This window comes from Pseudonocardia sp. 2-7 (genome assembly GCF_056341085.1).
Map to the genome: position 1 here is coordinate 3,244,119 of NZ_CP094507.1, position 23,765 is coordinate 3,267,883.

Consider the following 23,765-nt stretch of genomic DNA (forward strand, 5'->3'; position numbering starts at 1 on the left):
CCCGATGCCCGCCGTCTCCGTCGCCGAAGTCAGCGCCCTGCCCCGTGTGCCCGTCCCCGGGCCGACCGACCTGGACCGGGGCGTCCGCAGTGTCACCACCGCCCCGCGCGGGTACGAGGGCGAGGGCTTCCCGGTCCGCCGCGCCTTCCAGGGGGTGGACCTGCGCGACCTCGACCCGTTCCTGCACATGGACCAGATGGGCGAGGTCGAGTACGCCCCGGGCGAGCCGAAGGGCACCTCGTGGCACCCGCACCGCGGCTTCGAGACCGTCACCTACATCATCGACGGGACCTTCGAGCACGGTGACAGCCACGGCGGCGGCGGAACGATCACCGACGGCGACACCCAGTGGATGACCGCGGGCTCGGGCCTGCTGCACATCGAGCGCCCGCCGGAGTCGCTGGTGCGCAGCGGCGGGCTGTTCCACGGCCTGCAGCTGTGGGTCAACCTGCCGCGCGCGGACAAGTGGCTGCCGCCGGCGTACCAGGACCTGCGCGGGGGCGAGGTCGCCCTGGCCACCACGCCCGACGGCGGCGCGCTGCTGCGCGTGATCGCCGGCGACGTGGCGGGTGCGTCCGGACCGGGCTCGACCCACACCCCGATGGCGATGGTGCACGCCACCGTCTCCCCCGGCGCACAGCTGCGGCTGCCCTGGCCGCGGCCCTACAACGCGCTGGTCTACGTGCTGAGCGGGTCCGGCACCGTCGGCGCGGACCGACGCCCGGTCCGCACCGGCCAGCTCGCCGTGTTCGGACCCGGGGACCTGATCACGGTCGAGGGCGGCACGGGGCAGGAGTCCCGTCACCCGGCGCTGGACGTCGTGGTGCTGGGCGGGCAGCCGATCCGCGAGCCCGTCGCGTGGGCGGGCCCGTTCGTGATGAACACCCGCGAGGAGGTGCAGCGGGCGTTCGAGGACTACCAGCGCGGCCGGCTCGGCGTGGTGCCGTCGGACTACGTGCCGCACGGCTCCCTCCCCGGCTCGTTCAACTGACGGGTTGAACACGAGCCCTCCCGGCGCTACGGTGTATTCAACCGCGAGGTTGAACGAGGAGGCGACGTGGAGGACCGGCTGAACCGGGTCTTCGCCGCACTGGCGGACCCGATCCGGCGCGACATGGTGGCCCGGCTGGCGACGGCCGACGCGACCGTGAACGAGCTGGCCGAGCCCTACGCCGTCTCCGTGCAGGCCGTCTCCAAGCACATCCGGGTACTGCAGGACGCGGGGCTGGTCCGGCGCAGCCGGCAGGCCCAGCGTCGTCCGGTGCACCTCGAGGCGGAGGTCTTCGACCTGATGACGGCCTGGATCGAGCGGTACCGGCGGCAGGTGGAGGAGCGCTACGCGCGCCTCGACGACCTGCTCGCCGACGAGTCCGCACCCACCGAGCACGAGGAGACGGCATGAGCACCACCGGCACCCGCGGCACCGCCATCGAGACCGTGGACGACCTGCCCGCGATCCGCATCACCCGGGAGTTCGACGCACCCCCGGAGCGGGTCTTCGACGCCCATGTCGACGAGGACAAGGTCGTGCGCTGGCTGGGGCCGCGCGGGCTGACGATGACGGTGCACCGCTGGGACGCCGAGACCGGCGGCGGCTACCGCTACACCCACGCCGACGACGGCGGCGAGTACCGCTTCTTCGGCTCGTTCCACGAGGTCCGCGCCCCGGAGCGGATCGTGCAGACCTTCACCTTCGAGGGCTTCGGCGACAGCGTCTGCCTGGAGACGATGACCCTGACCCCGCTGTCCGGCGGGCGGACCCGGCTGGTCGCGGAGTCGCGCTACGACTCGTTCGCCGCCCGCGACGCGATGCTCGCCTCGGGGATGGACGTCGGGGTGAACGAGGGCTACGAGCGGCTCGACGAGCTGCTGGCCTCCCGGTAGGCCGCCGGGGTCAGGCCCGTCGCGCGTTTGAACACCTGCCCGAAGTGCGAGGGCCCGCGGAACCCCCACCGCGACCCGATGGCCGCGGCGGGCACGTCGGCCAGTGCGGGGTCGGCCAGGTCGCGCCGGCACATCTCGACCCGCCGCGCGCGGATCCAGGCCGCGGCGCTCGTGCCGGTCCCCGCGAACAGGTTGTGCAGGTGGCGCGCGGAGACGAAGTGCGCGGCGGCGATCCCGGCGGGGGCGAGGTCCGGGTCGCCGAGGTGCGCCTCGACGTGGGCCTTGATCCGGTCCAGCAGGTCGCAGTGCGGGGCGGGCTCGGCGCCGGCCGTGCTCCGCAGCAGCACCCCGACCAGGTCCACGGCGTGCCGCACCGCGACGGCGGCGTGCGGGCCCATCGCCAGCCGGTGCGCGTCGAGGTGGCGCAGGGTGTCGCACACGTAGCCGGGCAGGCCGGGGCCGGCGTCGAAGGCGGTGCCGGCCACCCCGGTGAACGGCTCGCCGCGGGGCTCGACGCGGTCGCGCGGGAACCGCACGCACAGCGCGCGGAACGCGGCGTCCGCGGTGGGGGTGCCCGGGCGGGCCGGGTCCAGCAGCGCCCACCGCCCGGGGACCAGCGGCTCGCCGTCGCCGAGCAGCGCACTGCCCGCGAGCGCCACGACCAGGACCAGCCGGTCGCCACCGGGGGCGGGCAGGTCGCCGGTGACGGTGGTGAAGGAGACGTCGTCGGGCCCGTCGGGTCCGGGGACGGTGCCGGGCCCGGAGTCGGTGGGACGGTCGGCGACGGTCGTCATCGGCGGCTCCTGGTCGTGCTGGTGGCCGCACCCAGCCTAGTCACGCAGTCGCCGCCCGCCGGGCCGGTGCGGGCGTGCACGCGGACGACAGCGGTCTGCGCCCGTCGGCGATGTGCCGCGGCCGCGGCGTTCCTAACGTCTGCGCACGTGGCTCATGTCGAAGGCTCGCACCATGTGACCCTGTCCGTCGCCGGCGCCCAGGAGGACGTCGACTTCCACACGAAGATCCTCGGCATGCGCTTCATCAAGCGCACCGTCCTGTTCGACGGCTCGCTGCCGATCTACCACCTCTACTACTCCAACGCCGACGGCGACCCGTCCAGCGTCGTCACCACGTTCCCGTGGGCGCAGGCGGGCCAGTTCGGCACCCGTGGCACCAACCAGGCCCGCGAGGTCCTGCTGTCGGTGCCGGAGGGCTCGCTGGACTTCTGGGCGCAGCGGCTGCGCGCCCACGACGTCGAGGTCACCGACGTCGAGCGGTTCGACCAGCGGCGGCTCGCGTTCGCCCACCCGTCGGGCATCGAGTACCAGTTCGTCGCGAACGCCGCCGACCCGCGCCGCGGCTACGAGGGCAACGGCGTGTCGGCCGAGCACGCGATCCACGGCATCCACGGCGTCGGGGTGCACATGACCACCCCGGACCGGATGGTCGAGTTCGCCGACACCTCGTTCTTCGCCCAGGGCGCCCCCGCCGAGGACGGCGACGTGTTCGGCCTGCGGATCGGCGACGCGAAGGTCGGCAACCACCTGGAGATCACCGTCAACCGGCACGACGACCAGGGCACCTGGCGCTACGGCGCGGGCACCTACCACCACTTCGCGTGGAACGTGTCGGACCTGGCGAACCAGGACGCGGTGAAGTTCGACATCGAGGGCGCCGGCTACACCGACATCTCCGAGCTCAAGGACCGCAAGTACTTCAAGAGCGTCTACGTCCGGACGCCGAGCGGGGCGCTGTTCGAGCTGGCCGTCACCCACGACGAGGGCGGCTGGACCTGCGACGAGTCCCCGCAGGAGCTCGGCACCCGGTTCCAGCTGCCCGAGCAGTTCGAGCACCGGCGCGAGGAGATCTTCGCCAAGCTGGAACCGATCGAGGGCTGATGGCCACCTGGGGGGATCCGGACGCGCCGCTGGTCGTGCTCGCCCTGCACGGGCGGGGCCGCGACCCCGACGACATGCGGGCCACCGCGGCCCGGTTCGGGGACGTGCCCGCCCGGTTCGTCGCCCCGCCGGCGCCGGGCGGCAGCTGGTACCCGAAGCCGTTCCTGGAGCCGTTCGACGAGAACCGCGACGCGCTGCTGCGCGCCCTGGGCATCGTCGACGACGAGCTGGCCCGGCTCGCCGACGCCGGTGTCGGCCGGGACCGGGTGGTGCTGTGGGGGTTCTCCCAGGGCGCCTGCCTGGCCGCGCACCACCTGCTGGTGCGCGACCCGCGCCCGTGCGCGGGGCTGGTGCTGTTCACCGGCGGGTTCGTCGGTCCGGACCCGGTCCCGGCGCCGCCGGCCGGGGCGCTGGCCCCGACCCCGGCGGTGCTGCGGTCGATCTCGCACGACCCGTGGGTGCCCGCGCACCGGGTCTCCGACACCGCGTCGCTTCTGGTCGCCGGCGGTGCGCGGGTCGACCTGCGGATCGACGACGGCGACGAGCACGTGATCACCGACGAGGCGTGCGCGGCCGCGGCCGGGCTCCTCCACGCGGTCGCTGTCGGGGGTCGCCTCTAGCGTGGGGGTGTGTTCGTCGTCCACGCCCTGCACTCCCCCACCCGGGGCGTCCTGCTGTGGGCGGAGGACGGCGAGCGCGCACCCCGCACCGACCGCCGGTCGCTGCGCACGGCGCGGCCGCACCCGTTCGCCGTGCCGTCGGACGAGCTGGCCGCGATCCATCCGGGCAAGCCGGCGTCGGTGACGGTGCTGCTGCCCTCGCACCCGTCGGGCCCGCAGGACTCCCCCGGCCTGGTCCGGTCCCGGCCACGCACCCGGAGCCGGAGCACGCCGACGCTGGCGCCGTGGACGGTGCCGGCGGTCGTCGTCGACCCCTCCGAGCTGACCGACCCGTCCGACGAGGTCCGCTACGGCGCCGGGTTCGCCCACCTCGCCGACCTCGCCCGGCTCGCCGAGGAGCTCGCGGCCCGCGGCCGGGTGCTGCCGGTCCTGCTCACCGAGTCCGGCCGGCCCGCGGCGCGCTGGCGCCCGGTCGTCCAGGGTCTCGACGCGGTCGCCCGCGCCGACCTGGTCCGGCGGCTGCCCCCGGTCGCGCGGGCCGAGCAGCGCCGCCCGGGCGACGTCGCCGGGCAGGACCCGGACACCCTGGTCGACGCCGCGCTCGCCCGGTTCACCGACGCCGCCGTCCGCGAGCGGCTGGGGCGCAGCGCCGCGATGCCCGTCCCGCTGCCCGCCCGCGCGGACGCCCCGGCGGCGCTGCTGCACGCCTTGACCGGCCCGTCGGCGGACCTGCCCGCGACCGGTGCGGGGCTGCGGGTGCTGCGCGAGGCACTGGCCGCGTGGGACGACGTCGGCCGCGAGCAGCCCGGCGCCGCCACCGCGCTGTTCCGGCTCGCCGAGGTCTCCACACTGCACGACCCGGCCGACCCCGGCCCGGACCTCGACGACCAGACCGGCGACGGCACCCGGTGGGAGCTCCAGTTCGCGCTGCGCTCCACCGAGGACCCGAGCCTGGTGTTCGACGCGGCCGGGGTGTGGGCCGGGGAGGCCGACGCCCTGGTCTCCGGCGCGCAGGACGTGCTGCTGGCCGAGCTGGGGCGGGCCGCGCAGGTCCTGCCCGGGCTCGTGCCCGCACTGCGCCGGGCCCGCCCGACCGGGCTCGAGCTCGACGTCACCGGGGCGCACCGGTTCCTCACCCGGGACGCGCCCGCGCTGCTGTCGGCCGGGTTCGGGGTGGCGCTCCCGCGCGGGTGGGACGGGCGCCGCCCGCTGGGGCTGCGACTCTCGACGTCGTCGGCCCCGGCGCCGGGGGTGATCACCCGCGGCGGGCTGGGCCGTGACGAGCTGGCGGAGTTCCGCTGGTCGCTTGCCGTCGGCGACGAGGAGCTGGGCGAGTCCGAGATCGCCGCGCTGGTGGCTGCGAAGGCGCCGCTGGTCCGGCTGCGCGGGCGCTGGGTCGCCGTCGACGCCCAGGCACTGGCCCAGGGGCTGGACTTCCTGCGTCGCCACCGGGACCGGCCGCCCACCGTCGGCGAGGTGCTGGCCGCGGCCCGTGGCGACGCGGGCGCCCCGCTCCCGGTGACCGACGTGTCCGCCCGCGGGCACCTCGGGGCGCTGCTGGAGGGCACCGCCGAGCGGACGCTCACACCGGTGCCGGCGCCGCCGGGGTTCACCGCGACGCTGCGCCCCTACCAGGAGCGCGGGGTGGCGTGGCTGGCGTTCCTGTCGTCGCTGGGCCTGGGGGCGTGCCTGGCCGACGACATGGGGCTGGGCAAGACCGTCCAGCTCCTGGCCCTGGAGGCCCACGACCGGTCCGGCGGGCCGACCGGCGCCCCGACCCTGATCGTGTGCCCGATGTCGATGGTCGGCACCTGGCAGCGGGAGGCCGCGACGTTCGCACCCGGCCTGCGGGTGCACGCCCACCACGGGGCCGCCCGCCCGCGCGGCGAGGCCCTGCACGCCCGGCTCGGCGAGGCCGACCTCGTCGTCACCACGTACGCGACCGCGACCCGCGACGCCGAGGACCTGCGGGCGTGGCGGTTCCACCGCCTCGTCCTCGACGAGGCCCAGATGATCAAGAACGCGCACGCCGCGGCGTCGCGCACGATGCGGTCGTTCGACGCCGGCCACCGGGTCGCGCTGACCGGCACCCCGATGGAGAACCGGCTGGCCGAGCTGTGGTCGGTGATGGACTTCCTCAACCCCGGCGTCCTCGGGGTGCCGGAGGTGTTCCGGCAGCGGTTCGCGGTGCCGATCGAGCGCCACCGCGACGCCGGGACGGCCCGCACCCTGCGCCGGATCACCCGGCCCTACCTGCTGCGGCGGGTCAAGACCGACCCCACGGTGATCGACGACCTCCCCGAGAAGATCGAGATCGTGGCCGACCACCGGCTCACCCGGGAGCAGGCGTCGCTGTACCGGACCGTCGTCGACGACATGATGGAGAAGATCGAGGGCAGCGACGGCATCGAGCGCCGCGGCAACGTGCTGGCCGCGATGAGCAAGCTCAAGCAGGTCTGCAACCACCCCGCGCAGCTGCTGCACGACGGGTCGCCGATCCACCGCAGCGGCGGGCGGCACCGCTCGGGCAAGGTCGCCCGGCTGGAGGAGATTCTGGAGCCGGTGCTGGCCGCCGGGGACCGGGCGCTGCTGTTCACCCAGTACACCGAGTTCGCCGCGATGCTACGCCCGCACCTGTCGGCACGGTTCGACACCGAGGTGCTCTACCTGCACGGCGGCACCCCGAAGAAGCGGCGCGACGAGATGGTCGCCCGGTTCCAGTCCGGGGAGGGACCGTCGCTGTTCCTGCTCTCGCTGCGCGCGGGCGGCACCGGGCTCACGCTCACCGCGGCGAACCACGTGATCCACCTGGACCGGTGGTGGAACCCGGCGGTGGAGGACCAGGCCACCGACCGGGCGTTCCGGATCGGGCAGCGGCGCGCGGTGCAGGTGCGCCGGTTCGTGTGCCCGGGGACGGTCGAGGAGCGGATCGAGGACCTGGTCACGGCGAAGCGGTCGCTGTCGGACATGGTGGTGACCGGCGGGGAGGACTGGCTGACGTCGCTGTCGACCTCCGAGCTGCGTGCGGTGTTCGCGCTCGGCTCGGACGCGGTGGCCGACCTCGACGAGGAGACGGGGGACGCCGATGAGTGACCGGCCGTTCTGGGCGCAGGAGGACTTCACCGGTGGGCCGCCGCGCCGCGTCGAGGGCGGGATCCGGATCCACGCGGCGGCGGGCGCGGTCGCCCGGACCTGGTGGTCGGCGCGGTTCCTGGCGGTGCTCGAGCAGCTCGGCGTCGGCGGGCGGCTCTCGCGTGGCCGCAGCTACGCCCGGTCGGGGCAGATCGTGTCCCTCGACGTCGACGCGGGCGCCGTGGTCGCGCTGGTGCAGGGCACCCGGCCGCAGCCGTACCGGGTCCGGATCGGGCTGCGGGTCTGGGACAAGACGCAGTGGCGGCGCGTGGAGCAGGCCCTGGCCGCCGACGCCTGGTACACCGCGGCCCTGCTGTCGGGGACCGTGCCCCCGGAGATCGAGGAGCTGCTCGACGGCCTGGAGCTGTCGTTGTTCCCGGCCGCGGGCGCCGACCTGTCGCAGGACTGCTCGTGCCCGGACCTCACGGTGCCGTGCAAGCACCTGGCCGCGGTGTTCTACGTGCTCGCCGAGCGCTGCGACACCGATCCGTTCACCCTGCTCACGCTGCGCGGACGCGACCGGGACGCGCTGCTGGAGCGGTTGCGGGCCGAGCGTGACAGCGGCGACGGCCCGTCCGCCCCGGCCGGTCCGGCGCCGCTGGCGGACCTGCTGGACGACTTCTGGGAGGGCGCGGCGGGGTCCGCTCCCCCGCGGCCGCCGGACACCGAGCCGGGCGCGGTGCTGGACCAGGTGCCCGAGCCGTCGCTGCGGGCCGGCGGCGGGCAGCTGACCGACGCGTTGCGGCCGGTGTACGAGGCGCTGGCCCACCCGGACGCGTGAGGAACCGGGTGGCCCCGACTTGCGTCGGGTAGACGCGACTTGTGTCGGGTAGACGCGACTTGTGTCGGGTAGACGCGACTTGTGTCGGGTAGACTTGTCGTATGGGCAGGCTCTCCGCCGACGTGCGATCCGACGTCGCCACCGCGCGACGCCGGGCGGGCCTGACCCAGCGACGCCTGGGCGAACTGGTCGGCGTGAGCCGCCAGACCGTGGTCGAGATCGAGGCCGGCGGATACAACCCGTCGACCGCGGTCGCGCTGCGACTGGCGGTGGTGCTCGACACCCCGGTGGAGCAGCTGTTCGCGCTGCCCACCGCGGAGGCCGACGGGATCCGTGCCCGACGTGACGCACCGCAGACGGGAGGCCGGGATGCGTAGTCCGTGGACGGCCCTGCGCACGTCGCAGGAGCAGATCAGGAACGAGACCGACGAGCGCGCGGAGCTGGTGCAGCTGCGACGGCGCTGCCTGGAGCTGCAGGCGGTGGTGGTCGCCGGGGGACTCGGCATGGTCACCCTGCTGGGCCGCCCGCTCGGACTGCGGGACGCATCCGGGGCGACCTGGTCCGGTGCCGTGCTCGTACTGGTGGTGGCCCTGTTCGCCGTGTGGCTGGTCGCGCGGGCGATCGGCCGACAGCGGTACGGGACGCACGTGACGCCCGAGCGGGATCGTGCGGAGACCCTTCGCGCACTGCTGCTGCTGCCACTGTTCGTGGTCGTCGCCGGGGCCGCCCACTGGTGGGTGGGTGGCGGCCTCGCCGACACGGGGTTCTACGTCGTAGTGCTCGCCATCGCCATGGGTGCAGGACTGGGACTGCGTCTGTGGTTGATCCGGAAGCCCGCCCCAGGCGAAGACCGAGCCGGAGAAATGTGAGGGCCCGGTCGCCGTGGTCGAGCGACCGGGCCCTCGTCCCGAACTGACGCGCCGCTCCCACCACGAAGCGACACGTGGAACTTAGCCAAGGCTTACCTATGTTGTCAACGGCCTCCACCGGATTCCCCGACAGCGTTCCCGAACGACCGGCGGGCCGGCCGTGCCGTGGCGCGCGAGCAGACCCGAGCCGACGCTCGTGACCCCGCCGTACCCGCCGGGGGCGCCGCGACACCGGGGACATGGACACCGAGGCGCAGCACCGGCGACACGGCACCCGCACGGACCCCGGAACGCGGGACGGCCCGGCCGCTGTGGTCGATGCGGCCGGGCCGTGTCTCCCGAACTGACGCGCCGCTCCCACCACGAAGCGACGAACTGAAGTTAGCCTAGGCTTACCTCTACCGTCAAGAGCGGCACGGGAATCCGGGAGGACTCAGCCGACGACGGGCCGGCCGCGGGCCGGGTCGAGGCGGCCGGTGGCCCCGGCGCGCCGCTCGAACCAGATCGTCGTCAGCGGCGGGATGCTGGCGAGCAGACCGATCACGGTGGTGCGCAGGTCCCACCGGAACAGCCGGGCGGTCCACAGCGTGACCAGCACGTAGGCGACGAACAGCGCCCCGTGGATCGGCCCCATGACCTGCACCCCGACCTCGGTGGTGGCCAGCACCCACTTGAAGAACATGCCGATCAGCAGGCCGGTCCAGGACAGCGCCTCGGCGACCGCCACGACCCGGAAGGCCTTGGCGACGAGGGTCGGGTCGTTCATGACGGGTGCTTCCTCCAGGCGGGCGGGACGTCGGAGTCCACTCTGCCGTATCCGCCGCACCACCTTCTACCGGGTGTCGAAAGACACGCGGTGCGATGAGTTGCCGCACCGTGGCCGGTCGGAGCAGGCAGGGCCCCGCGACCGTGGGGCGCCGACCCGACCGGAGGTGGCACCCGTGCTCGATCTCGCCCCGACCGCCCGCGCCGTCGCCGACGTCGTCACCGGTGTCCGCGACGACCAGCTCCACGACCCGACCCCCTGCGACGGCATGACCGTCGCCGCCCTGCTCGACCACCTGCACGGTCTGGCGTGGGCGTTCCGGGTCGCGGCACAGAAGTCCCCCGAGGCCGCGGGTACCGCACCGAGCGCCGACGCCGCGCACCTCGTCGCGGACTGGCGGACCGCGGTCCCGGCCCGGCTCGGCGCACTGGCGCAGGCCTGGCGCGAGCCGGCCGCCTGGGAGGGGTTCACCGCGGTGGGCGGGATGGACCTGCCCGCGGACGTCGCCGGGGTCATCGCCCTCGACGAGCTGGTCCTGCACGGCTGGGACCTCGCCGCCGCGACCGGACGCCCGTTCACCCCCGACGACGGCGCCGTCGCCGCCGTCCTGGAGTTCACCACCGCGATGTCCGCACCCGGCCAGGAGGCGTCCCGGGAGGGCCTGTTCGGGCCGGTCGTCCCCGTCCCGGAGGACGCACCGGCGTTCCACCGAGCGCTCGGCAACAGCGGTCGCGACCCGCGCCGGGGGCGCTGACGCGGGGTAGCGTCGACCGCCGTGGTGACGTCCCCGCACGGCAAGGTCCGCATCGGCGTCGGCTCGGTGGGGCTGCGCGCCACCGACCCCGGCTCGGAGTTCGACGAGTTCGTCGACGCCCTCGAACGCGCGCGCGTCGACTCGCTGTGGCTGCCCGACCTCGTCTCCGCCCCCGGGGTCGACGCGCTGGTCGGCACCACCTGGGCGGCCGCCCGGACCCGGACGCTCAAGGTCGGCACCGGCGTCACGATCCTGCCCGGCCGCAACCCGATGCTGCTCGCGGCCGAGCTCGCGTCACTGGCGGTGCTGGCGCCGAAGCGGATCCTGCCCGCGTTCGGCATCCGGGCGGCGACGCCGTCGGAGCGCCAGCTGTTCCCCGTCCCCGGTACCCGGGCGGCGGTGTTCGAGGAGTCCCTCGTGGTGCTGCGACGGCTGCTGTCCGAGGAGTCGGTGACCCACCACGGCGAGTTCTTCACCCTCGACGACGCGACCGTCGCGCCGCGCCCGGCCCGCCCGCTCGACCTGTGGCTGGGCGGTCGCGCGGAGGTCGGGCTGCGCCGGGTCGGCCGGCTCGCCGACGGCTGGCTGGGCAGCTTCCTCACCCCCGACGAGTCCGCCCGTGCCCGCACCGTCATCGAGGCCGCCGCCCGCGATGCCGGCCGGGCGATCGACGACGACCACTACGGCACCAACGTCACCGTCGTGCTGCCCGGCGACGGGTCCGGCACCGCCGCCGACCACGCGCTGCACCGGGCCGCCCAGCAGCGGCCCGACGCGGACCCGGAGCAGCTGGTCGCCCGCGGCTGGGACGGCGCCGCCGAGCAGATCCGCCGCCACGTCGAGGGCGGGCTGACCAAGTTCGTGGTGCGCCCCGCCGCTCCGGCGCGGGACTGGGCCCGGTTCCTCGACGAGTTCGTCGCCGAGCTGGGGCCGCTCGAGTCGGACTGAACGTTCCCGGACGAGTGACCGATCACCTACGGTGAGTGAGTGGTCGACTCCCCGCACGGCACGGTCCGCATCGGTCTCGGCCTCGTCGGGGTCCGCGACCTGCCCACCTTCGCCGACGAGTTCGGGGAGCTGCTCCACGCCCTCGACGCCTCCGCGGTCGACTCGCTGTGGCTGGCCGACATCGCGTCGAAGTCGGTGGTCGACCCGATGGTCGGCAGCACCTGGACCGCGGCGCGCACCCGCACCCTGAAGGTCGGCACCGGCGTCACGGTGCTGCCCGGGCGCAACCCGATGCTGCTCGCCTCCGAGCTCGCGTCGCTGGCCGTGCTCGCGCCCCGGCGGATCCTGCCGGTGTTCGGACTGCAGGCCGCCCAGCCCTGCGACCGGCAGCTGCACCCCGTACCGGGCCGGCGCGGCGCGGTGTTCGAGGAGTCGCTGGTCGTGCTGCGCCGGCTGCTCACCGAGGACTCCGTGACCCACCACGGCGAGTTCTTCACCCTCGACGACGCCGCCGTCCTCCCCCGCCCGGCCGCCCCGCTCGACCTGTGGCTGGGCGGACGCGCCGACGCCGGGCTCCGGCGCGCCGGGCGGCTCGCCGACGGCTGGCTCGCCAGCTTCCTCACCCCCGCCGAGACCGCCCGGGCCCGCGGGATCATCGAGACCGCCGCCCGCGACGCCGGCCGCACGATCGACGACGACCACTACGGCACCAACCTGTGGGTCGCCCCGCCCGGCGCGGACCCCGGGCCCGCCCGCGCGCTGGCCGGGGCCCAACGCCCGGATGCGGACTGGCGCGACATCGTCGGCGACGGCTGGGACGGCGTCGCCGAGCTGGTCCGCCGGCACGCCGACGGCGGCCTCACCAAGTTCGTGGTGCGCCCGACCGGGCCGGTGGCGGACTGGCCGGGGTTCCTCGACCGGTTCACCACCGAGCTCGGGCCGCTCCAGTCCGGCTGAGCGGCGGGGTGCGGCGCCGGGTCAGCGCGTCGTCCAGATCCCCCCGTCGACCGGCAGCACCGCGCCGGTCACGTAGGACCCGGCGGCCCCGGCCAGGAACAGCGTCGCCCCGACGACGTCCGACGGCTTCCCCAGGCGTCCGAGCGGGGTGGAGTCGGCGATCTCGTCGCCCGCCGCCTCCAGCGTGGCGCGCATCATCCGCGACGGGAACGGCCCCGGCGCGATCGCGTTCACGGTGATCCCGCGGCCGGCGAGGTCGCGGGCCAGCACCCGGGTCAGCTGGTGCACCCCGGCCTTGCTGGCCGAATAGCTGTAGTTCGGCAGCTCGGGGACGCGCAGCCCGTCGATGCTGCCGATGTTGATCACCCGGGCCGGGTCCTCGGCCGACCCGGCGGCCTCCAGCAGCGGCAGGAACGCCCGGGTCAGGAAGAACGGCGCCTTCAGGTTGAGGTCGAGCACCTTGTCCCAGGCGTGCGCCGGGAACTCCTCCAGCGGCGCACCCCAGGTCGCGCCCGCGTTGTTGACGAGCAGGTGCACCCGCTCCTCGCGCTCCCCGACCTCGGCGGCCAGCCGGACGCACTCGTCCTCCGACGACAGGTCCGCGGCGATGCCGGTGCCGCCGATCTCCGCGGCGGTCTCGGCGCAGGCGTCGGCCTTGCGGCTGGACACGTAGACCCGCGCCCCGGCCTCGGCGAGACCGCCCGCGATCATGCGGCCGATGCCGCTGGTGCCGCCGGTGACCACGGCCACCCTGCCGCGGACGTCGAACAGTTCGGTGATCATGACGCACGCTAACCGGCGAGCTGGCACCCTCGCAGCCATGACCCGTTCCCGCGACCGCGACGACCGGGGCCGTGCCCGCAACGCCCGCCCCCGCGACGCCGCCGGGCGTCCGCTCCCGCACGGCGCACCCGGCGTCGAGCGGGTGCCCGAGGACCTGGTGCTCTCCCCCGCGGACGCCGTCACCGAGGCCCAGCGCCTGCTCGACTCGGGCCTGCCCTTCAACGCCCACGAGATCCTCGAGGGTGCCTGGAAGGACGCGGGCGACGACACCCGCGACCTGTGGCGGGCGCTGGCGCAGCTCGCGGTCGGGCTGACCCATGCCCAGCGCGGCAACGCCCGCGGCGCCGTCGCGCTGCTGCGCCGCGGTGCGGACGGCGTCCGGCTGTGGCGGGTGCTCGACGTCGCCGTCCCGGCCGGGCTGGACCTCGACGGGCTGGTCGGGCACGCGGACGCCCTCGCGGACGACGTCGACCGGGACGGCCCCGGCGCCGTCACGGCGGCGCGGCTCGCCCCGCGGCTGCGGGGGACCCGGGCGCCGGGGAGCCCGGGAATCTGACACAGCGCGGCCGCGCACCGGGGAGCCACCCACCGGGAGCCACCGCCGGGGAGTCCGACGCCACCCCACGACGTCCGTGACTCCGGCCCCTCCCCCGGGCCACCATGGGGCCGTGCCCCACCACCCCGTGTCCTGCCCCGCACACTGACGGTGGCCGCCCGTCCCACCTCCCGGTCCTGGCCCCGCGCGCTGCTGCGTGAGGCCCGGTCGCTGCCCACACTGGCGCTGCTCGGGCTGATCGCCGTCGTCGGCGTCCCGCTGGTGATCCTGCTGACGCCGGAGAACCACGTCGAGGTGTTCGGCCAGGACGTCGGCGTGGGCGCCCGGGTGCCGCCCCTGACGCTGTCGGGGCCCGCGCAGATCGCCCAGCTCGGCAACGCCGAGTTCGACCTCACGACCGTGCAGGTGTGGGGTCCGATCCGGCCGCGGCTGTCGATCGGGCCGTTGAAGCGGCCCGCCGACAACGGCCCGGTGCTGGGCCCGCACACGGTCGACGGCGCGGGCGACGCGGTCCGCGACCTCGGTGAGGGGTTCGTGACCTGGTACCTCTGGGGCGCCGCGGGCATGGTGCTGGTCGCGCTGCTGGGCAGCGGGCTGACGGCGACCGCACGGCTGCTGCTGGCGCTGCGCAGGACCCGCACCCGCCGGTACCGGCCGGTGCACTGGGACGACCTGGCCGGGCCGATCGGGCGGATGACCGTCGTCGCGGTGACCGCCTCGGTGCTGCTGTGGGCGGGCGCCGGGGTCGCCGCGCTGCACGGCACCCTCACCGGTCTGGGGCGGGTCACCTCGCTCACCGACCTGGTCGGGGCGGCGACGGTCACCCCGTCGCCGGTCGGGCCCGCGGTCACCGGGGTCGCGGGCGCGGTGATCGGGGACTCCCGCGCGGCCCGGATCGGCGGCCCGCCACTGCGGCAGGACGACGGCACCGTCACCCCCGAGGACCGCGCCTGCGGGCGCAGCACCGACTCCACCGCCGCCGAGCTGGCCCGGCTGCGCGGCGAGGACGTCCTGAACCTGGCCTGCGCCGGGGCGGGCGTCGCAACCGGGCTGCGCGGGCCGCAGCTGCGCGAGGGCGTCACCGTCGACCCCCAGGTCGGGCGGCTCAAGCAGGTCCGGAACCTGCAGTGGGTGGTCGTCGCGGTCGGCCCGAACGACCTGGCCTGGTCGGACTTCCTGCTGTACTGCTACGGCCTCGCCACCTGCGACGACCGGCTCTCCGACGGCGAGTTCGAGTCCCGCCTCGCCGGGTTCGCCCGTGACGTCGGCGCCCTGTTCACCGACCTCGACACGCTGCCGGGGCGCCCGCGGGTGGTGGTCACCCTGTCCTACGACCCGTTCCCGGCCCGGTTCGACCCGACCTGCGCGGACATGCGCGGCCCGGCCGGCACCCCGGGTCTGGACCAGGCCAAGCTCGACCTGCTCGCCGAGCGGAACCGCCGGCTCAACGACGTGCTGGCCGACGGCGCCGCCCGCTTCGGGTTCGGCACCGCCGCGCCCGCCCTGGCACCGCTGTGCGACCCGGACCGCGACCGGATGCCGCCGGACGTCATGGGGCTCGCCACCCCCGACCCGTTCCACCCGACGGCGGTCGGCTCGCTGCGGATCGCGGCGTCGGCGGCGACGGCCCTGGCCGGCCCGCGCCCCGCCGGGACGCCGTGACCCCCCGCCGGGCCGCTCAGGCGTCGGCGTCGCGCAGCACCCGCAGCGCGTTGCGGTGGGCCAGCTTCGCCAGGTCCTCCGCGCTCCATCCGCGGTCGGCGAGTGCGTCGAGCAGCCGCGGGTAGGTGGACACGTCGGAGAGCTCGTCGGGCAGGTCGGTGGTGCCGTCGTAGTCCCCGCCGATGCCGACGTGGTCGATGCCCGCGGCCTCGCGCAGGTGCTCGACGTGCGCCACGACGTCGGCGAGGGTGGCGCGCGGCTGCACGGGCCCGTCCCAGGCCTCGACGAACCGGTTGCGGGCGGCGAGGTCGCGGTGGTCGGCCCCGGCGTCGGCCATCGCCTCCCGGACCCGCTGGTCCCACTCGGTCACGGCGGCGGAGACGAAGCGCGGCACGAACGTCGCCATGACCACGCCGCCGTTGCCGGGCAGGGCCTCCAGCACGTCGGCGGGCACGTTGCGCGGGTGGTCGGTGACGGCGCGCGCACCGGAGTGGGTGAACAGCACCGGCCGGGTGGTGACGGCGAGGGCCTCATGCATCGTCGCCGGTGCGACGTGCGAGAGGTCGACGATCATGCCGATGCGGTTCATCTCGGCGACGACCCCGCGGCCGAACTCCGACAGCCCGTCGTGGCGGGGCGTGTCGGTGGCCGAGTCGGCCCAGTTGTTGTTCAGGTTGTGGGTCAGGGTCAGGTAGCGGACCCCGAGCCCGCGCAGGACCCGCAGCACGGCGAGGGAGTCGGCGATGCAGTGCCCGCCCTCCGCCCCCATCAGGGAGGCGACCCGCCCGGAGCCGACGACGGCGTCGACGTCGTCGGCGGTGTCGGCGAACGCCAGGGCGTCCGGGTGGGCGGCGAGCAGCCGCCGCACCCGGTCCACCTGGTCGAGCACCGCGGTGACGGCCTCGTCGTGGCCCAGCTCGCCGGGTACGTAGACCGACCAGAACTGGGCGCCGACCCCGCCGGCCCGCAGCCGCGGGAGGTCGGTGTGCAGCCGCGGGTCCCCGGCGGCGACGTCCGGCTCGCGCGCCGGGTCGCCGCCGGAGAGCTCGCGCAGCGCCCAGGGCAGGTCGTTGTGTCCGTCGAGTACGTAGACCATGCCCCGGAGCCTGCCAGTGCTCAGTAGCGGATGACGCCCCGGATGTTCTTGCCCGCGTGCATGTCCTCGTAGGCCGTCGCGACCTGGTCCAGCGTGTAGGTGGCGGTGACCAGCTCGTCGAGCTTCAGCGCGCCGGCGCGGTAGAGCTCCAGCTGGCGCAGGATGTCCCAGTTCGGGTTGGACATGCCGAACATCGCGCCCTGGATGCGCTTCTGGAACAGGGTGACGTCGGCCAGCGACACCGGCAGCGGCTCGGTGGAGTTGATGTCACCGAGCGCGGTGACGACGACGGTGCCCGCCTTGCGGATCGAGGCCATCGCCTGCCCGACGTGGTCGGGCTTCACGACGCCGACGGTCACGATGGTCTGGTCGGCGCCCTGACCGTTGGTGAACTGCTTCGCGATCTCGGTGGCCTCCTCCATCGTCTCCACCGCGTGCGTGGCGCCGAGCTCCTGGGCCTTCTCGCGCTTCAGCGCGACCGGGTCGACGGCGATGATGTTCGCCGCGCCCGCGTGCGAGGCACCCTGGACCGCGTTGATCCCGATGCCGCCGATACCCATGACGATCGTGGTGTGGCCCGGCTGCACGCCGCCGGCGTTGACCGCGGAGCCCCAGCCGGTGCCGACGCCGCAGCCGACGAGGCAGGCGACCTCGAGCGGGATGTCGTCGGGGACCTTCACGCAGGAGTCCTCGGAGACCAGGGTGGTCTCGCAGAAGGTCGAGATGCCGCACATCTGGCCGACCGGGGTGCCGTCGTCGGCGAGCCGCAGGCGGGTGGTGGGCTCCTCCCAGCGGGTGCCGGCGAGCAGGCCCGCGCCGAGGTCGCAGAGGTTCTGCATGCCGCTGGCGCACCAGCGACAGTGCCCGCAGGAGGGCAGGAACGAGAAGACGACGTGGTCGCCCTCCTTGAGGCCCTTCTTGTTGGCCCCGGCGCGGGTGACGATGCCGGAGCCCTCGTGGCCACCGGCGAACGGGTAGGTCCCGACCGGGATGTCCCCGGTGGCGATGTGGTCGTCGGAGTGGCACAGCCCCGACGCGACCATCTTGACCTCGATCTCGCCGGGGCGCGGCTCGTCGAGTTCGAGGTCGACGACCTCGTACTTGCCCGGAGCGCTCCGGACGATTGCTCCACGGGTGTGTCCCACGGTGGTTCACCTCAGACGTCGTCGTCCAACAGGATGCGCACGCGACGATATGAGCCCGGTCACTCCAGGGGAAGTGCCACACGCAGATCGCGGGACACCGTTCGCCTGTAGACCGTGTCGCTAACGGGGCATCCGACGCCAGACGGCGCGGGGCAGCAGCCGCAGCCCGAGGAACAGCAGCCGCAGGGTGCCGGGCACCCAGACGTCGGCGTTGCCCCGCCCGCGCCGGACCGCGCGGACCGTCGCGTCGGCGACCTGCGCGGGTGTCGACGACAGCGGCGCCGGGCTCATCCCCTCGGTCATCCGGCCGACGACGAACCCCGGGCGGATCAGCACCAGCCGCACCCCGGTCCCGTGCAGCGCGTCGGCCAGGCCGGAGGCGAACCCGTCGAGCCCGGCCTTGGCACTGCCGTAGACGTAGTTGGCGCGCCGCACCCGCACGCCGGCCACCGAGGAGTAGACGACCAGCGTCCCGCTCCCCTGCGCGCGCAGCACCTGGGCCAGCTCGGTGAGCAGGTGCACCTGGGCGAGGTAGTCGGTGTGCACGATCGCGGCGGCGTGCGCGGCGTCGGTCTCGGCGCGGGCCTGGTCGCCGAGGATCCCGAACGCGACGACGGCGACGTCGATCCGGCCGTGGCGCGCCGTCACGTCGTCGAGCAGCGGGCGGTGGCCGGCGAGGTCGTCGGCGTCGAAGGCGACGGTGTCCACCGTGGCGCCCGCGGCCCGGACCCGGGCCGCCTCCGCGGTCAGCGCCCCGGGGCGGCGCGCGGCCAGCACGACCGTGTCGGTGTCCCCGGCGGCGAGCCGTTCGGCGACCTCCAGCCCGATCTCGCTGCGACCACCCAGGACCAGGACCGTGCGCTCCGAACCACCCACACGGTGCAGCCTCCCACCCGGTGGCGGACGATCGTCGCCATGGGGTCGGACGGGGAAGCCGGTGCGGTGCGGGAGTCGCACGACGCCGTCGTGGTGCCGGTCGACGGCTGTGCGGTCGCCCAGGTGCGCCGCGACCGGCTCGGCGTCCACCCGGCCTGAGGCCGGTGTGGGTCCGCTCACACCGGACCGGGCGGGGATGGGCGGGAACGGCCCCGTCGTTGTCTGCTGACACGGGGCGCGCCCGCCGCGTCCGGGAAGGGGACCGTCGTGGACCTCCTGCTGCACCACGGGCTGACCGCGTTCGGGCAGTTCGTGTCGTGGGCCGAGCTCGTCGGGGCAGATCGGCGCCATCGCCGTGGTGTTCCTGGCGCGCCGGCGCAGCCTCGCGACCTGGCCGGTGCAGATGGCGGCCTGCGTGCTGCTGTTCACCGTCTACGCCTCGGCGCACCTGGGCGGGCTCGCGTTCCGGCAGGTCATCGTGCTGGCCATCTCGGTGTTCGGGCTCGTCGCGTGGCTGCGCAGGCGCGACCCGGTCTACGGCCTCGCGGTGCGCCAGGCGAGCACCGCGCAGCGGCTCGGGCTGGTCGGGCTGCTCGTCGGCGGCACCGTCGTGATGGCACTGGCCCTCGAGGCGCTCGACGCCAGCTGGGCGCCCTGGCCGGACGCCGCGATCTTCGTCGGCACCGCGGTCGCGTTCCTCGCCCAGGGTCTGCGGTTCATCGAGTTCTGGGTGATCTGGCTGCTGGTCGACGCCGTCGGCGTGCCGCTGCAGCTGGCCTCGGGGCTGTGGTTCTCCGCCGCGGTCTACGTCGTGTTCGCCGGGCTGGTCGTGCACGGCTGGTGGAGCTGGGCGCGGGCCCGGCGCACCGTGGGGGCCGCGCAGCGGGAGCCGTCGCGGGCGGTCTGAGCCGCCACGGGATACTGCTCGGATGAGCACGTCCCCCGTCCGCCGCGCCGCCGTCCTCGGTTCCCCGATCGCCCACTCGCTCTCGCCCGCGCTGCACAACGCCGCCTACACCGCGCTCGGGCTGACCGGCTGGTACTACGACCGGCACGAGGTCGACGAGGCGGGCCTGGCCGGGTTCGTCGCCGGGCTCGGCCCGGAGTGGGCGGGGCTGTCGCTGACGATGCCGCTCAAGCGGGTGCTGCTCGACGTCGCCGACCACGTCGCACCGGGGGCGGCCGCGATCGGCGCCGGCAACACCCTGGTGTTCGAGGGCACCGGTGCGACCGCGCACAACACCGACGTCACCGGCATCGCGCGTTCGCTGCGTGCCGCGGGCGCGGGGGGCGGGCGCGCCGTGGTACTCGGGGCGGGCGGTACCGCGCAGGCCGCCGTCGCCGCGCTGCACGACATGGAGGTCGACGCCGTCGACGTCCTGGTCCGCGACGCGGGGCGGACCTCTGCGCTGCGCGGGACGGCCGAGCGGCTCGGCACCGAGGTGACGGTGCACGCGGTGCTCACCGACCCGCCCGCCGCGGCGCGGCTGCTCGAGGGCGCCGACGCGGTCGTCTCCACTCTCCCGGCGGGGGCGGCCGACGCACTGGCCGGTGCGCGCTGGCGGCCGGGGACCGTGCTGCTCGACGCCGTCTACGCGCCGTGGCCGACGGTGGTCGCGGGCGGCGCGGCGGCGGCCGGGGCGCGGATCGTGTCCGGCCTGGAGATGCTGCTGCAGCAGGCGGTCGCGCAGGTCGAGCTCATGACCGGGCGTCCCGGTCCGGAGGCCGCCATGCGCGAGGCGCTCGACGCGGCCGTGCTCGCCCGCAGCTGACCCCCGGCCCGGCGGTGCCGCGGCCCGGGGGCGCGCTGCTCAGGCCGGGGTCCGGGCCGCGGCTGCCCGTCCGGCGCGACGCCGCGCCGGTGCCCACGGAGTGCGGCCCCACGGCGTCGCGACCGAGGCCCAGGTCATGAACAGGAACGCGGCGATGTTCAGCGCCGCGCCGGTGACGAGGGCCCGCCCGACCGGGCTCGTGGAGTCCCCCGCCGCGAACGCCACCACGCTCTGCTCCACCCACACCCCCACCGCCAGGGTGCTCCACACGATCACCGCGACGGTCAGCACCAGCTTGACCAGCACCCACCAGTACCGGGTCAGGCCCCACGGGCTCACGAGCGCGACGACCACCCCGCTGACCAGCGCCGCGAACGCCAGCGGGATGACCAGCCACCAGTCGACGACGTCGACGAACCGGTACGCGGCGGCCGCCGTGGCCGGGTCAGCGCCCAGCGCGACGCCGGCGAGCACGACGTTCGCCGCGCCCGCGCCCATCCACCCGACCGACACCGCGACGTGCACGAAGACCAGCCACTGCCGTACCCGCTTCCCCACCCGCGCCACGCCCCTGAGAATAAGGCACCTGATAATTCTCGGCGAGCGGAGCGCCGCGGGCGGGACGACCATGGCGGTCGTGGAGGAGAAGAGCTGCGTGGTCTGCGGGCGGCGGATCGAGTGGCGGAGGAAGTGGGCCGACGACTGGGAGCAGGTGCGCTACTGCTCCCAGGGCTGCCGCAGGCGCAAGGTCCGCCCGGTCGACACCGAGCTGGAGTCGGCGATCACCGGGCTCCTCGACCGGCGCCGGGGCGGGGCGACGATCTGCCCGTCCGAGGCGGCCCGCGCCGTCGACCCCGACGGCTGGCGCGACCTCATGGAGCCGGCGCGGATGGCCGCGCGCCGGCTCGTCGACGCCGGGCGCGTCGAGATCGTGCAGTCCGGCCGGGTCGTGGACCCGTCGACGGCCAAGGGCCCGATCCGGATCCGCCGCGTGCCCGGCTGAGCGCCGTGCCAGGCTGACCCCGTGCCCCGCGACACCTACACCCACGGCCATCCGGGCGTCGTCGTCCGGTCGCACGCGGCCCGCACCGCGGAGAACTCGTGCGCCTACCTGCTGGACCGGCTCACGCCCGGCACCAGCCTGCTCGACGTCGGCTGCGGCCCCGGCAGCATCACCGCGGACCTGGCCGAGCGGGTCGCGCCCGGCCGGGTCCGCGGTGTCGAGGTGGTGCCCGGACCGCTGGAGCAGGCCCGCGCCGGTGCCGCCGCCCGCGGCCTGGAGGTGGAGTTCGCCGTCGACGACGGCTACGCCCTGTCCGACCCGGACGGCACCTGGGACGTCGTGCACGCCCACCAGGTGCTCCAGCACGTGTCCGACCCGGTCGCGGTGCTGCGCGAGATGGGCCGGGTCGCCCGGCCGGGCGGCCTGGTCGCCGCCCGCGACGCCGACTACGCCGGGTTCCACTGGTGGCCGCACGACCCGCGGCTGGACCGCTGGCTGGAGCTGTACCGGGCCGTCGCCCGCGGCAACGACGCCGAGCCCGACGCCGGACGACGGCTGCTCGGCTGGGCGCACGCGGCCGGGTTCACCGAGGTGACGCCGTCGGCGTCGGTCTGGTGCCACGCGACCCCGGAGGCCCGCGCCGCCTGGGGCGGGATGTGGGCCGACCGCATCCACACCGGCGTCGGCCGGATGGCCGTCGAGCGCGGGCTGGCCGGGGAGTCCGAGCTGGACGGGATCTCCGCGGCGTGGCGGGAGTGGGCGGCGCACCCCGACGGCTGGATCGTCATCCCGCACGGCGAGGTCCTCTGCCGGGTGCCCGACCGGCCCTGAGCCCCCCGGGTCAGGCGCGGCGGTGCAGGGCGACCACGTAGTCGCCGCCGGACCACGGTGCACGGTCCCAGGTGGACCAGCGCGCGACCGGGTCGAGCCCGGCGGAGGCGCACCAGGCGTCGTGGTCGTCGGGGGTGGGCCAGCCCGGCTGCGCGGCGAACCCGGCCAGCAGCAGGCCGCCCGGACGCAGGTGCCGGGCGCAGCCCGCGACCACCCCCGCGCGGTCCTCGGCGTAGGGGATCACGTTGCCCGCCAGCACGACCAGCCCGAACCGCTCGGGCAGGTCCAGGGTCTCCAGGCCGGTGGTGACCCACCGCAGCGCAGGCGCCTTGGCCCGCGCCGCGGCGATCATGTCCGGGTCCGGGTCGACGCCGACGACCGCGACGCCGCGCCGGTCCAGCTCGATCGCGACGCGGCCGGTGCCGCAGCCGCCGTCGAGGACGGGGCCGTCCCCGCGCAGCGCGCAGACCAGGTCGGCCTCGCCGTGCGGGTTCTCCCCGGCCGCGGCCATCGCCGCCCACCTGCGGTCGTAGTCGTCGAGGTCGACCCGGCCGCGCCAGGCCTCCCAGTCGTCGGGGAGCCCGCCCGGTCCCGGCTCACCGGGGTCGGCGCGGGGTCCGCTGCGGTCGGACAGGGCGTGGTCGTCCGGGGCGTGGTCGTCCGGGGCGTGGTCGTGCGGGGCGTGGTCGTGCGGGGCGTGGTCGGGCACCCCCGCAGGTTAGGCGGCGACCCCGGAGCCCAGCCGACCGCGCAGCCACCGGCCGACGCCCGCCCCGCGCAGACACGGGTGGAGCACCACGACGGGCTCGGGCACGCCGGTGTCGGTGCCGAGCAGCGCGGCCACGCCGACCAGGTCGCCGGCGGCGGTGCGCAGCAGCAGCGCCGGTCCGGCGACGGGCGCCAGCAGCCCCGCGAGGTCGGCGGCCGTCCAGTCCACGGCCGGTTCCCCGGCCAGGCAGGTCCGCAGCAGCACGTCGAGCTCGGCGGTCTCCTCCCCCGCCGCGGGTTCCGCGACGAGCTCGGCCCCGCCGGGCAGCAGCACCGTCGCCCGGGGCGGCGGGGTCGCCGCGCCCGCCCGCAGGAACGCCTCGCCGCGGGCCCGCTCGGTGACGGTGAACGGCGCCCAGTCCCGGGCCGCCAGCACCGGCGGGCCGGCCGGGACGGTGAGCTCCAGGACGTGCGTCCCGGCCGCGACCGGGCCGGTGCCGACCTCGTCGGCGTGCAGGAGCGCGGCGAGGCCGTCGAACAGCCCGTCGCGGCCGCGGGCGGCGGCCACGAGGTCGAGCGCCCGGGTGGGTCCGTCGACCAGCTCGTGCGGGTCGGCCGGGGTGACCTGCACGGTGTCCGGGCCGGACCCGCGCAGCCGTCGCCGGATCACCCGCGACAGCCGGTCCGCGGTCACCCCGCCGCCGACGAGCATCTCGTCGACGACGG

Annotated in this window: 25 protein-coding genes and 1 pseudogene; 18 read left to right on the forward strand and 8 right to left on the reverse strand. The window is 75.6% G+C overall.

Features of this window, described 5'->3' with window-relative positions:
* The first annotated feature begins 4 nt into the window (after positions 1–4).
* From MTO91_RS15730 to MTO91_RS15740, 3 genes are all read left to right on the forward strand, one after another.
* Positions 5–991, forward strand: a complete 987-nt coding sequence (locus MTO91_RS15730) for a pirin family protein (protein WP_476651665.1) — start codon at positions 5–7, stop codon at positions 989–991.
* 66 nt (positions 992–1,057) lie between these two features.
* Positions 1,058–1,402, forward strand: coding sequence for an ArsR/SmtB family transcription factor (locus MTO91_RS15735; RefSeq protein ID WP_476651666.1), 345 nt, complete (start codon positions 1,058–1,060; stop codon positions 1,400–1,402).
* The gene (locus MTO91_RS15740) at positions 1,399–1,884 is read left to right on the forward strand and encodes an SRPBCC family protein (RefSeq protein ID WP_251782312.1); all 486 of its coding nucleotides are present in this window, start codon (positions 1,399–1,401) and stop codon (positions 1,882–1,884) included. The genes MTO91_RS15735 and MTO91_RS15740 overlap by 4 nt, the downstream gene beginning before the upstream one ends.
* Here the strand turns inward: MTO91_RS15740 and MTO91_RS15745 are convergent.
* Positions 1,848–2,678, reverse strand: a complete 831-nt coding sequence (locus MTO91_RS15745) for a helix-turn-helix domain-containing protein (RefSeq protein WP_476651668.1) — start codon at positions 2,676–2,678, stop codon at positions 1,848–1,850. The two genes, MTO91_RS15740 and MTO91_RS15745, sit on opposite strands and share 37 nt — an antisense overlap.
* Positions 2,679–2,852: 174 nt before the next feature.
* On the opposite strand from MTO91_RS15745, the gene MTO91_RS15750 reads away from it, so the two are divergent.
* From MTO91_RS15750 to MTO91_RS15775, 6 genes are all read left to right on the forward strand, one after another.
* Entirely contained in the window at positions 2,853–3,779 is a 927-nt protein-coding gene (locus tag MTO91_RS15750; RefSeq protein ID WP_238590031.1) for a VOC family protein, read from the forward strand.
* Positions 3,779–4,399, forward strand: a complete 621-nt coding sequence (locus MTO91_RS15755) for an alpha/beta hydrolase (RefSeq protein WP_251782310.1) — start codon at positions 3,779–3,781, stop codon at positions 4,397–4,399. The genes MTO91_RS15750 and MTO91_RS15755 overlap by 1 nt, the downstream gene beginning before the upstream one ends.
* A 9-nt stretch (positions 4,400–4,408) precedes the next feature.
* Positions 4,409–7,492 carry an SNF2-related protein gene (locus MTO91_RS15760; RefSeq protein ID WP_476651669.1) on the forward strand — a complete coding sequence of 1,028 codons (3,084 nt, stop codon included), beginning with the start codon at positions 4,409–4,411 and terminating at the stop codon, positions 7,490–7,492.
* Positions 7,485–8,312, forward strand: coding sequence for an SWIM zinc finger family protein (locus MTO91_RS15765; RefSeq protein ID WP_405416754.1), 828 nt, complete (start codon positions 7,485–7,487; stop codon positions 8,310–8,312). The genes MTO91_RS15760 and MTO91_RS15765 overlap by 8 nt, the downstream gene beginning before the upstream one ends.
* Positions 8,313–8,413: 101 nt before the next feature.
* On the forward strand, positions 8,414–8,689 hold the full coding sequence (locus MTO91_RS15770; protein ID WP_208819176.1) for a helix-turn-helix transcriptional regulator: 276 nt from the start codon (positions 8,414–8,416) through the stop codon (positions 8,687–8,689).
* Positions 8,682–9,182, forward strand: a complete 501-nt coding sequence (locus MTO91_RS15775) for a hypothetical protein (protein WP_405416753.1) — start codon at positions 8,682–8,684, stop codon at positions 9,180–9,182. The genes MTO91_RS15770 and MTO91_RS15775 overlap by 8 nt, the downstream gene beginning before the upstream one ends.
* 433 nt (positions 9,183–9,615) lie before the next feature.
* Here MTO91_RS15775 and MTO91_RS15780 read toward each other — a convergent pair whose 3' ends face one another.
* Complete coding sequence (locus MTO91_RS15780) at positions 9,616–9,948, reverse strand: DUF3817 domain-containing protein (RefSeq protein WP_208819174.1); 333 nt, start codon at positions 9,946–9,948, stop codon at positions 9,616–9,618.
* Positions 9,949–10,123: 175 nt separating this feature from the next.
* On the opposite strand from MTO91_RS15780, the gene MTO91_RS15785 reads away from it, so the two are divergent.
* The 3 genes from MTO91_RS15785 to MTO91_RS15795 are packed head-to-tail and all read left to right on the forward strand — an operon-like array spanning position 10,124 to position 12,607.
* Positions 10,124–10,702, forward strand: coding sequence for a TIGR03086 family metal-binding protein (locus MTO91_RS15785; RefSeq protein WP_405416752.1), 579 nt, complete (start codon positions 10,124–10,126; stop codon positions 10,700–10,702).
* Between the two features lie 21 nt (positions 10,703–10,723).
* The gene (locus MTO91_RS15790) at positions 10,724–11,650 is read left to right on the forward strand and encodes a TIGR03854 family LLM class F420-dependent oxidoreductase (RefSeq protein WP_405416751.1); all 927 of its coding nucleotides are present in this window, start codon (positions 10,724–10,726) and stop codon (positions 11,648–11,650) included.
* A gap of 39 nt (positions 11,651–11,689) precedes the next feature.
* A complete protein-coding gene (locus tag MTO91_RS15795) occupies positions 11,690–12,607 on the forward strand; it encodes a TIGR03854 family LLM class F420-dependent oxidoreductase (protein ID WP_405416750.1) in 918 nt (305 codons plus the stop codon).
* A gap of 21 nt (positions 12,608–12,628) precedes the next feature.
* Here MTO91_RS15795 and MTO91_RS15800 read toward each other — a convergent pair whose 3' ends face one another.
* Complete coding sequence (locus MTO91_RS15800; RefSeq protein ID WP_405416748.1) at positions 12,629–13,390, reverse strand: SDR family oxidoreductase; 762 nt, start codon at positions 13,388–13,390, stop codon at positions 12,629–12,631.
* 37 nt (positions 13,391–13,427) lie between these two features.
* Here MTO91_RS15800 and MTO91_RS15805 point away from each other — a divergent pair, with 37 nt between their 5' ends.
* A complete protein-coding gene (locus MTO91_RS15805; protein WP_405416746.1) occupies positions 13,428–13,946 on the forward strand; it encodes a DUF309 domain-containing protein in 519 nt (172 codons plus the stop codon).
* Positions 13,947–14,096: 150 nt separating this feature from the next.
* A complete protein-coding gene (locus MTO91_RS15810; RefSeq protein ID WP_405416744.1) occupies positions 14,097–15,608 on the forward strand; it encodes a GDSL-type esterase/lipase family protein in 1,512 nt (503 codons plus the stop codon).
* Positions 15,609–15,624: 16 nt separating this feature from the next.
* Here MTO91_RS15810 and MTO91_RS15815 read toward each other — a convergent pair whose 3' ends face one another.
* The 3 genes from MTO91_RS15815 to MTO91_RS15825 form a co-directional block, all read right to left on the reverse strand.
* Complete coding sequence (locus MTO91_RS15815; protein ID WP_346108720.1) at positions 15,625–16,704, reverse strand: dipeptidase; 1,080 nt, start codon at positions 16,702–16,704, stop codon at positions 15,625–15,627.
* Between the two features lie 20 nt (positions 16,705–16,724).
* A complete protein-coding gene (locus MTO91_RS15820; protein WP_405416743.1) occupies positions 16,725–17,849 on the reverse strand; it encodes an NDMA-dependent alcohol dehydrogenase in 1,125 nt (374 codons plus the stop codon).
* A gap of 120 nt (positions 17,850–17,969) precedes the next feature.
* A complete protein-coding gene (locus MTO91_RS15825) occupies positions 17,970–18,725 on the reverse strand; it encodes an SDR family NAD(P)-dependent oxidoreductase (RefSeq protein ID WP_062395766.1) in 756 nt (251 codons plus the stop codon).
* A 267-nt stretch (positions 18,726–18,992) separates the two neighbouring features.
* Between MTO91_RS15825 and MTO91_RS15830 the strand changes: the two are divergent.
* Together MTO91_RS15830 and MTO91_RS15835 are read left to right on the forward strand one after the other, a co-directional pair.
* Positions 18,993–19,632: pseudogene (locus tag MTO91_RS15830) on the forward strand (nicotinamide mononucleotide transporter family protein).
* A gap of 22 nt (positions 19,633–19,654) precedes the next feature.
* Positions 19,655–20,497: a shikimate dehydrogenase gene (locus tag MTO91_RS15835; RefSeq protein WP_062395769.1), complete on the forward strand. Its 843-nt coding sequence runs from the start codon at positions 19,655–19,657 to the stop codon at positions 20,495–20,497.
* Between the two features lie 39 nt (positions 20,498–20,536).
* On the opposite strand, the gene MTO91_RS15840 is transcribed toward MTO91_RS15835, so the two are convergent.
* Positions 20,537–21,064 (reverse strand): hypothetical protein, encoded by a 528-nt coding sequence (locus MTO91_RS15840; RefSeq protein WP_208819165.1) that lies wholly within the window; start codon positions 21,062–21,064, stop codon positions 20,537–20,539.
* A 70-nt stretch (positions 21,065–21,134) separates the two neighbouring features.
* Here MTO91_RS15840 and MTO91_RS15845 point away from each other — a divergent pair, with 70 nt between their 5' ends.
* Complete coding sequence (locus tag MTO91_RS15845; RefSeq protein ID WP_251782296.1) at positions 21,135–21,500, forward strand: DUF3253 domain-containing protein; 366 nt, start codon at positions 21,135–21,137, stop codon at positions 21,498–21,500.
* 21 nt (positions 21,501–21,521) lie between these two features.
* Positions 21,522–22,331: a methyltransferase domain-containing protein gene (locus tag MTO91_RS15850; RefSeq protein ID WP_251782295.1), complete on the forward strand. Its 810-nt coding sequence runs from the start codon at positions 21,522–21,524 to the stop codon at positions 22,329–22,331.
* Between the two features lie 10 nt (positions 22,332–22,341).
* On the opposite strand, the gene MTO91_RS15855 is transcribed toward MTO91_RS15850, so the two are convergent.
* Positions 22,342–23,040: a class I SAM-dependent methyltransferase gene (locus MTO91_RS15855; protein ID WP_476651672.1), complete on the reverse strand. Its 699-nt coding sequence runs from the start codon at positions 23,038–23,040 to the stop codon at positions 22,342–22,344.
* Between the last annotated feature and the right edge of the window lie 725 nt (positions 23,041–23,765).

Bases quoted from the DNA above. Each gene is read 5' to 3' on its own strand.
- MTO91_RS15765 (WP_405416754.1), top strand. From the start codon at position 7,485: ATGAGTGACCGGCCGTTCTGGGCGCAGGAGGACTTCACCGGTGGGCCG.
- MTO91_RS15775 (WP_405416753.1), top strand. From the start codon at position 8,682: ATGCGTAGTCCGTGGACGGCCCTGCGCACGTCGCAGGAGCAGATCAGG.
- MTO91_RS15815 (WP_346108720.1), bottom strand. From the start codon at position 16,704: ATGGTCTACGTACTCGACGGACACAACGACCTGCCCTGGGCGCTGCGC.
- MTO91_RS15730 (WP_476651665.1), top strand. From the start codon at position 5: ATGCCCGCCGTCTCCGTCGCCGAAGTCAGCGCCCTGCCCCGTGTGCCC.
- MTO91_RS15745 (WP_476651668.1), bottom strand. From the start codon at position 2,678: ATGACGACCGTCGCCGACCGTCCCACCGACTCCGGGCCCGGCACCGTC.
- MTO91_RS15835 (WP_062395769.1), top strand. From the start codon at position 19,655: ATGAGCACGTCCCCCGTCCGCCGCGCCGCCGTCCTCGGTTCCCCGATC.
- MTO91_RS15805 (WP_405416746.1), top strand. From the start codon at position 13,428: ATGACCCGTTCCCGCGACCGCGACGACCGGGGCCGTGCCCGCAACGCC.
- MTO91_RS15770 (WP_208819176.1), top strand. From the start codon at position 8,414: ATGGGCAGGCTCTCCGCCGACGTGCGATCCGACGTCGCCACCGCGCGA.
- MTO91_RS15780 (WP_208819174.1), bottom strand. From the start codon at position 9,948: ATGAACGACCCGACCCTCGTCGCCAAGGCCTTCCGGGTCGTGGCGGTC.
- MTO91_RS15755 (WP_251782310.1), top strand. From the start codon at position 3,779: ATGGCCACCTGGGGGGATCCGGACGCGCCGCTGGTCGTGCTCGCCCTG.
- MTO91_RS15800 (WP_405416748.1), bottom strand. From the start codon at position 13,390: ATGATCACCGAACTGTTCGACGTCCGCGGCAGGGTGGCCGTGGTCACC.
- MTO91_RS15740 (WP_251782312.1), top strand. From the start codon at position 1,399: ATGAGCACCACCGGCACCCGCGGCACCGCCATCGAGACCGTGGACGAC.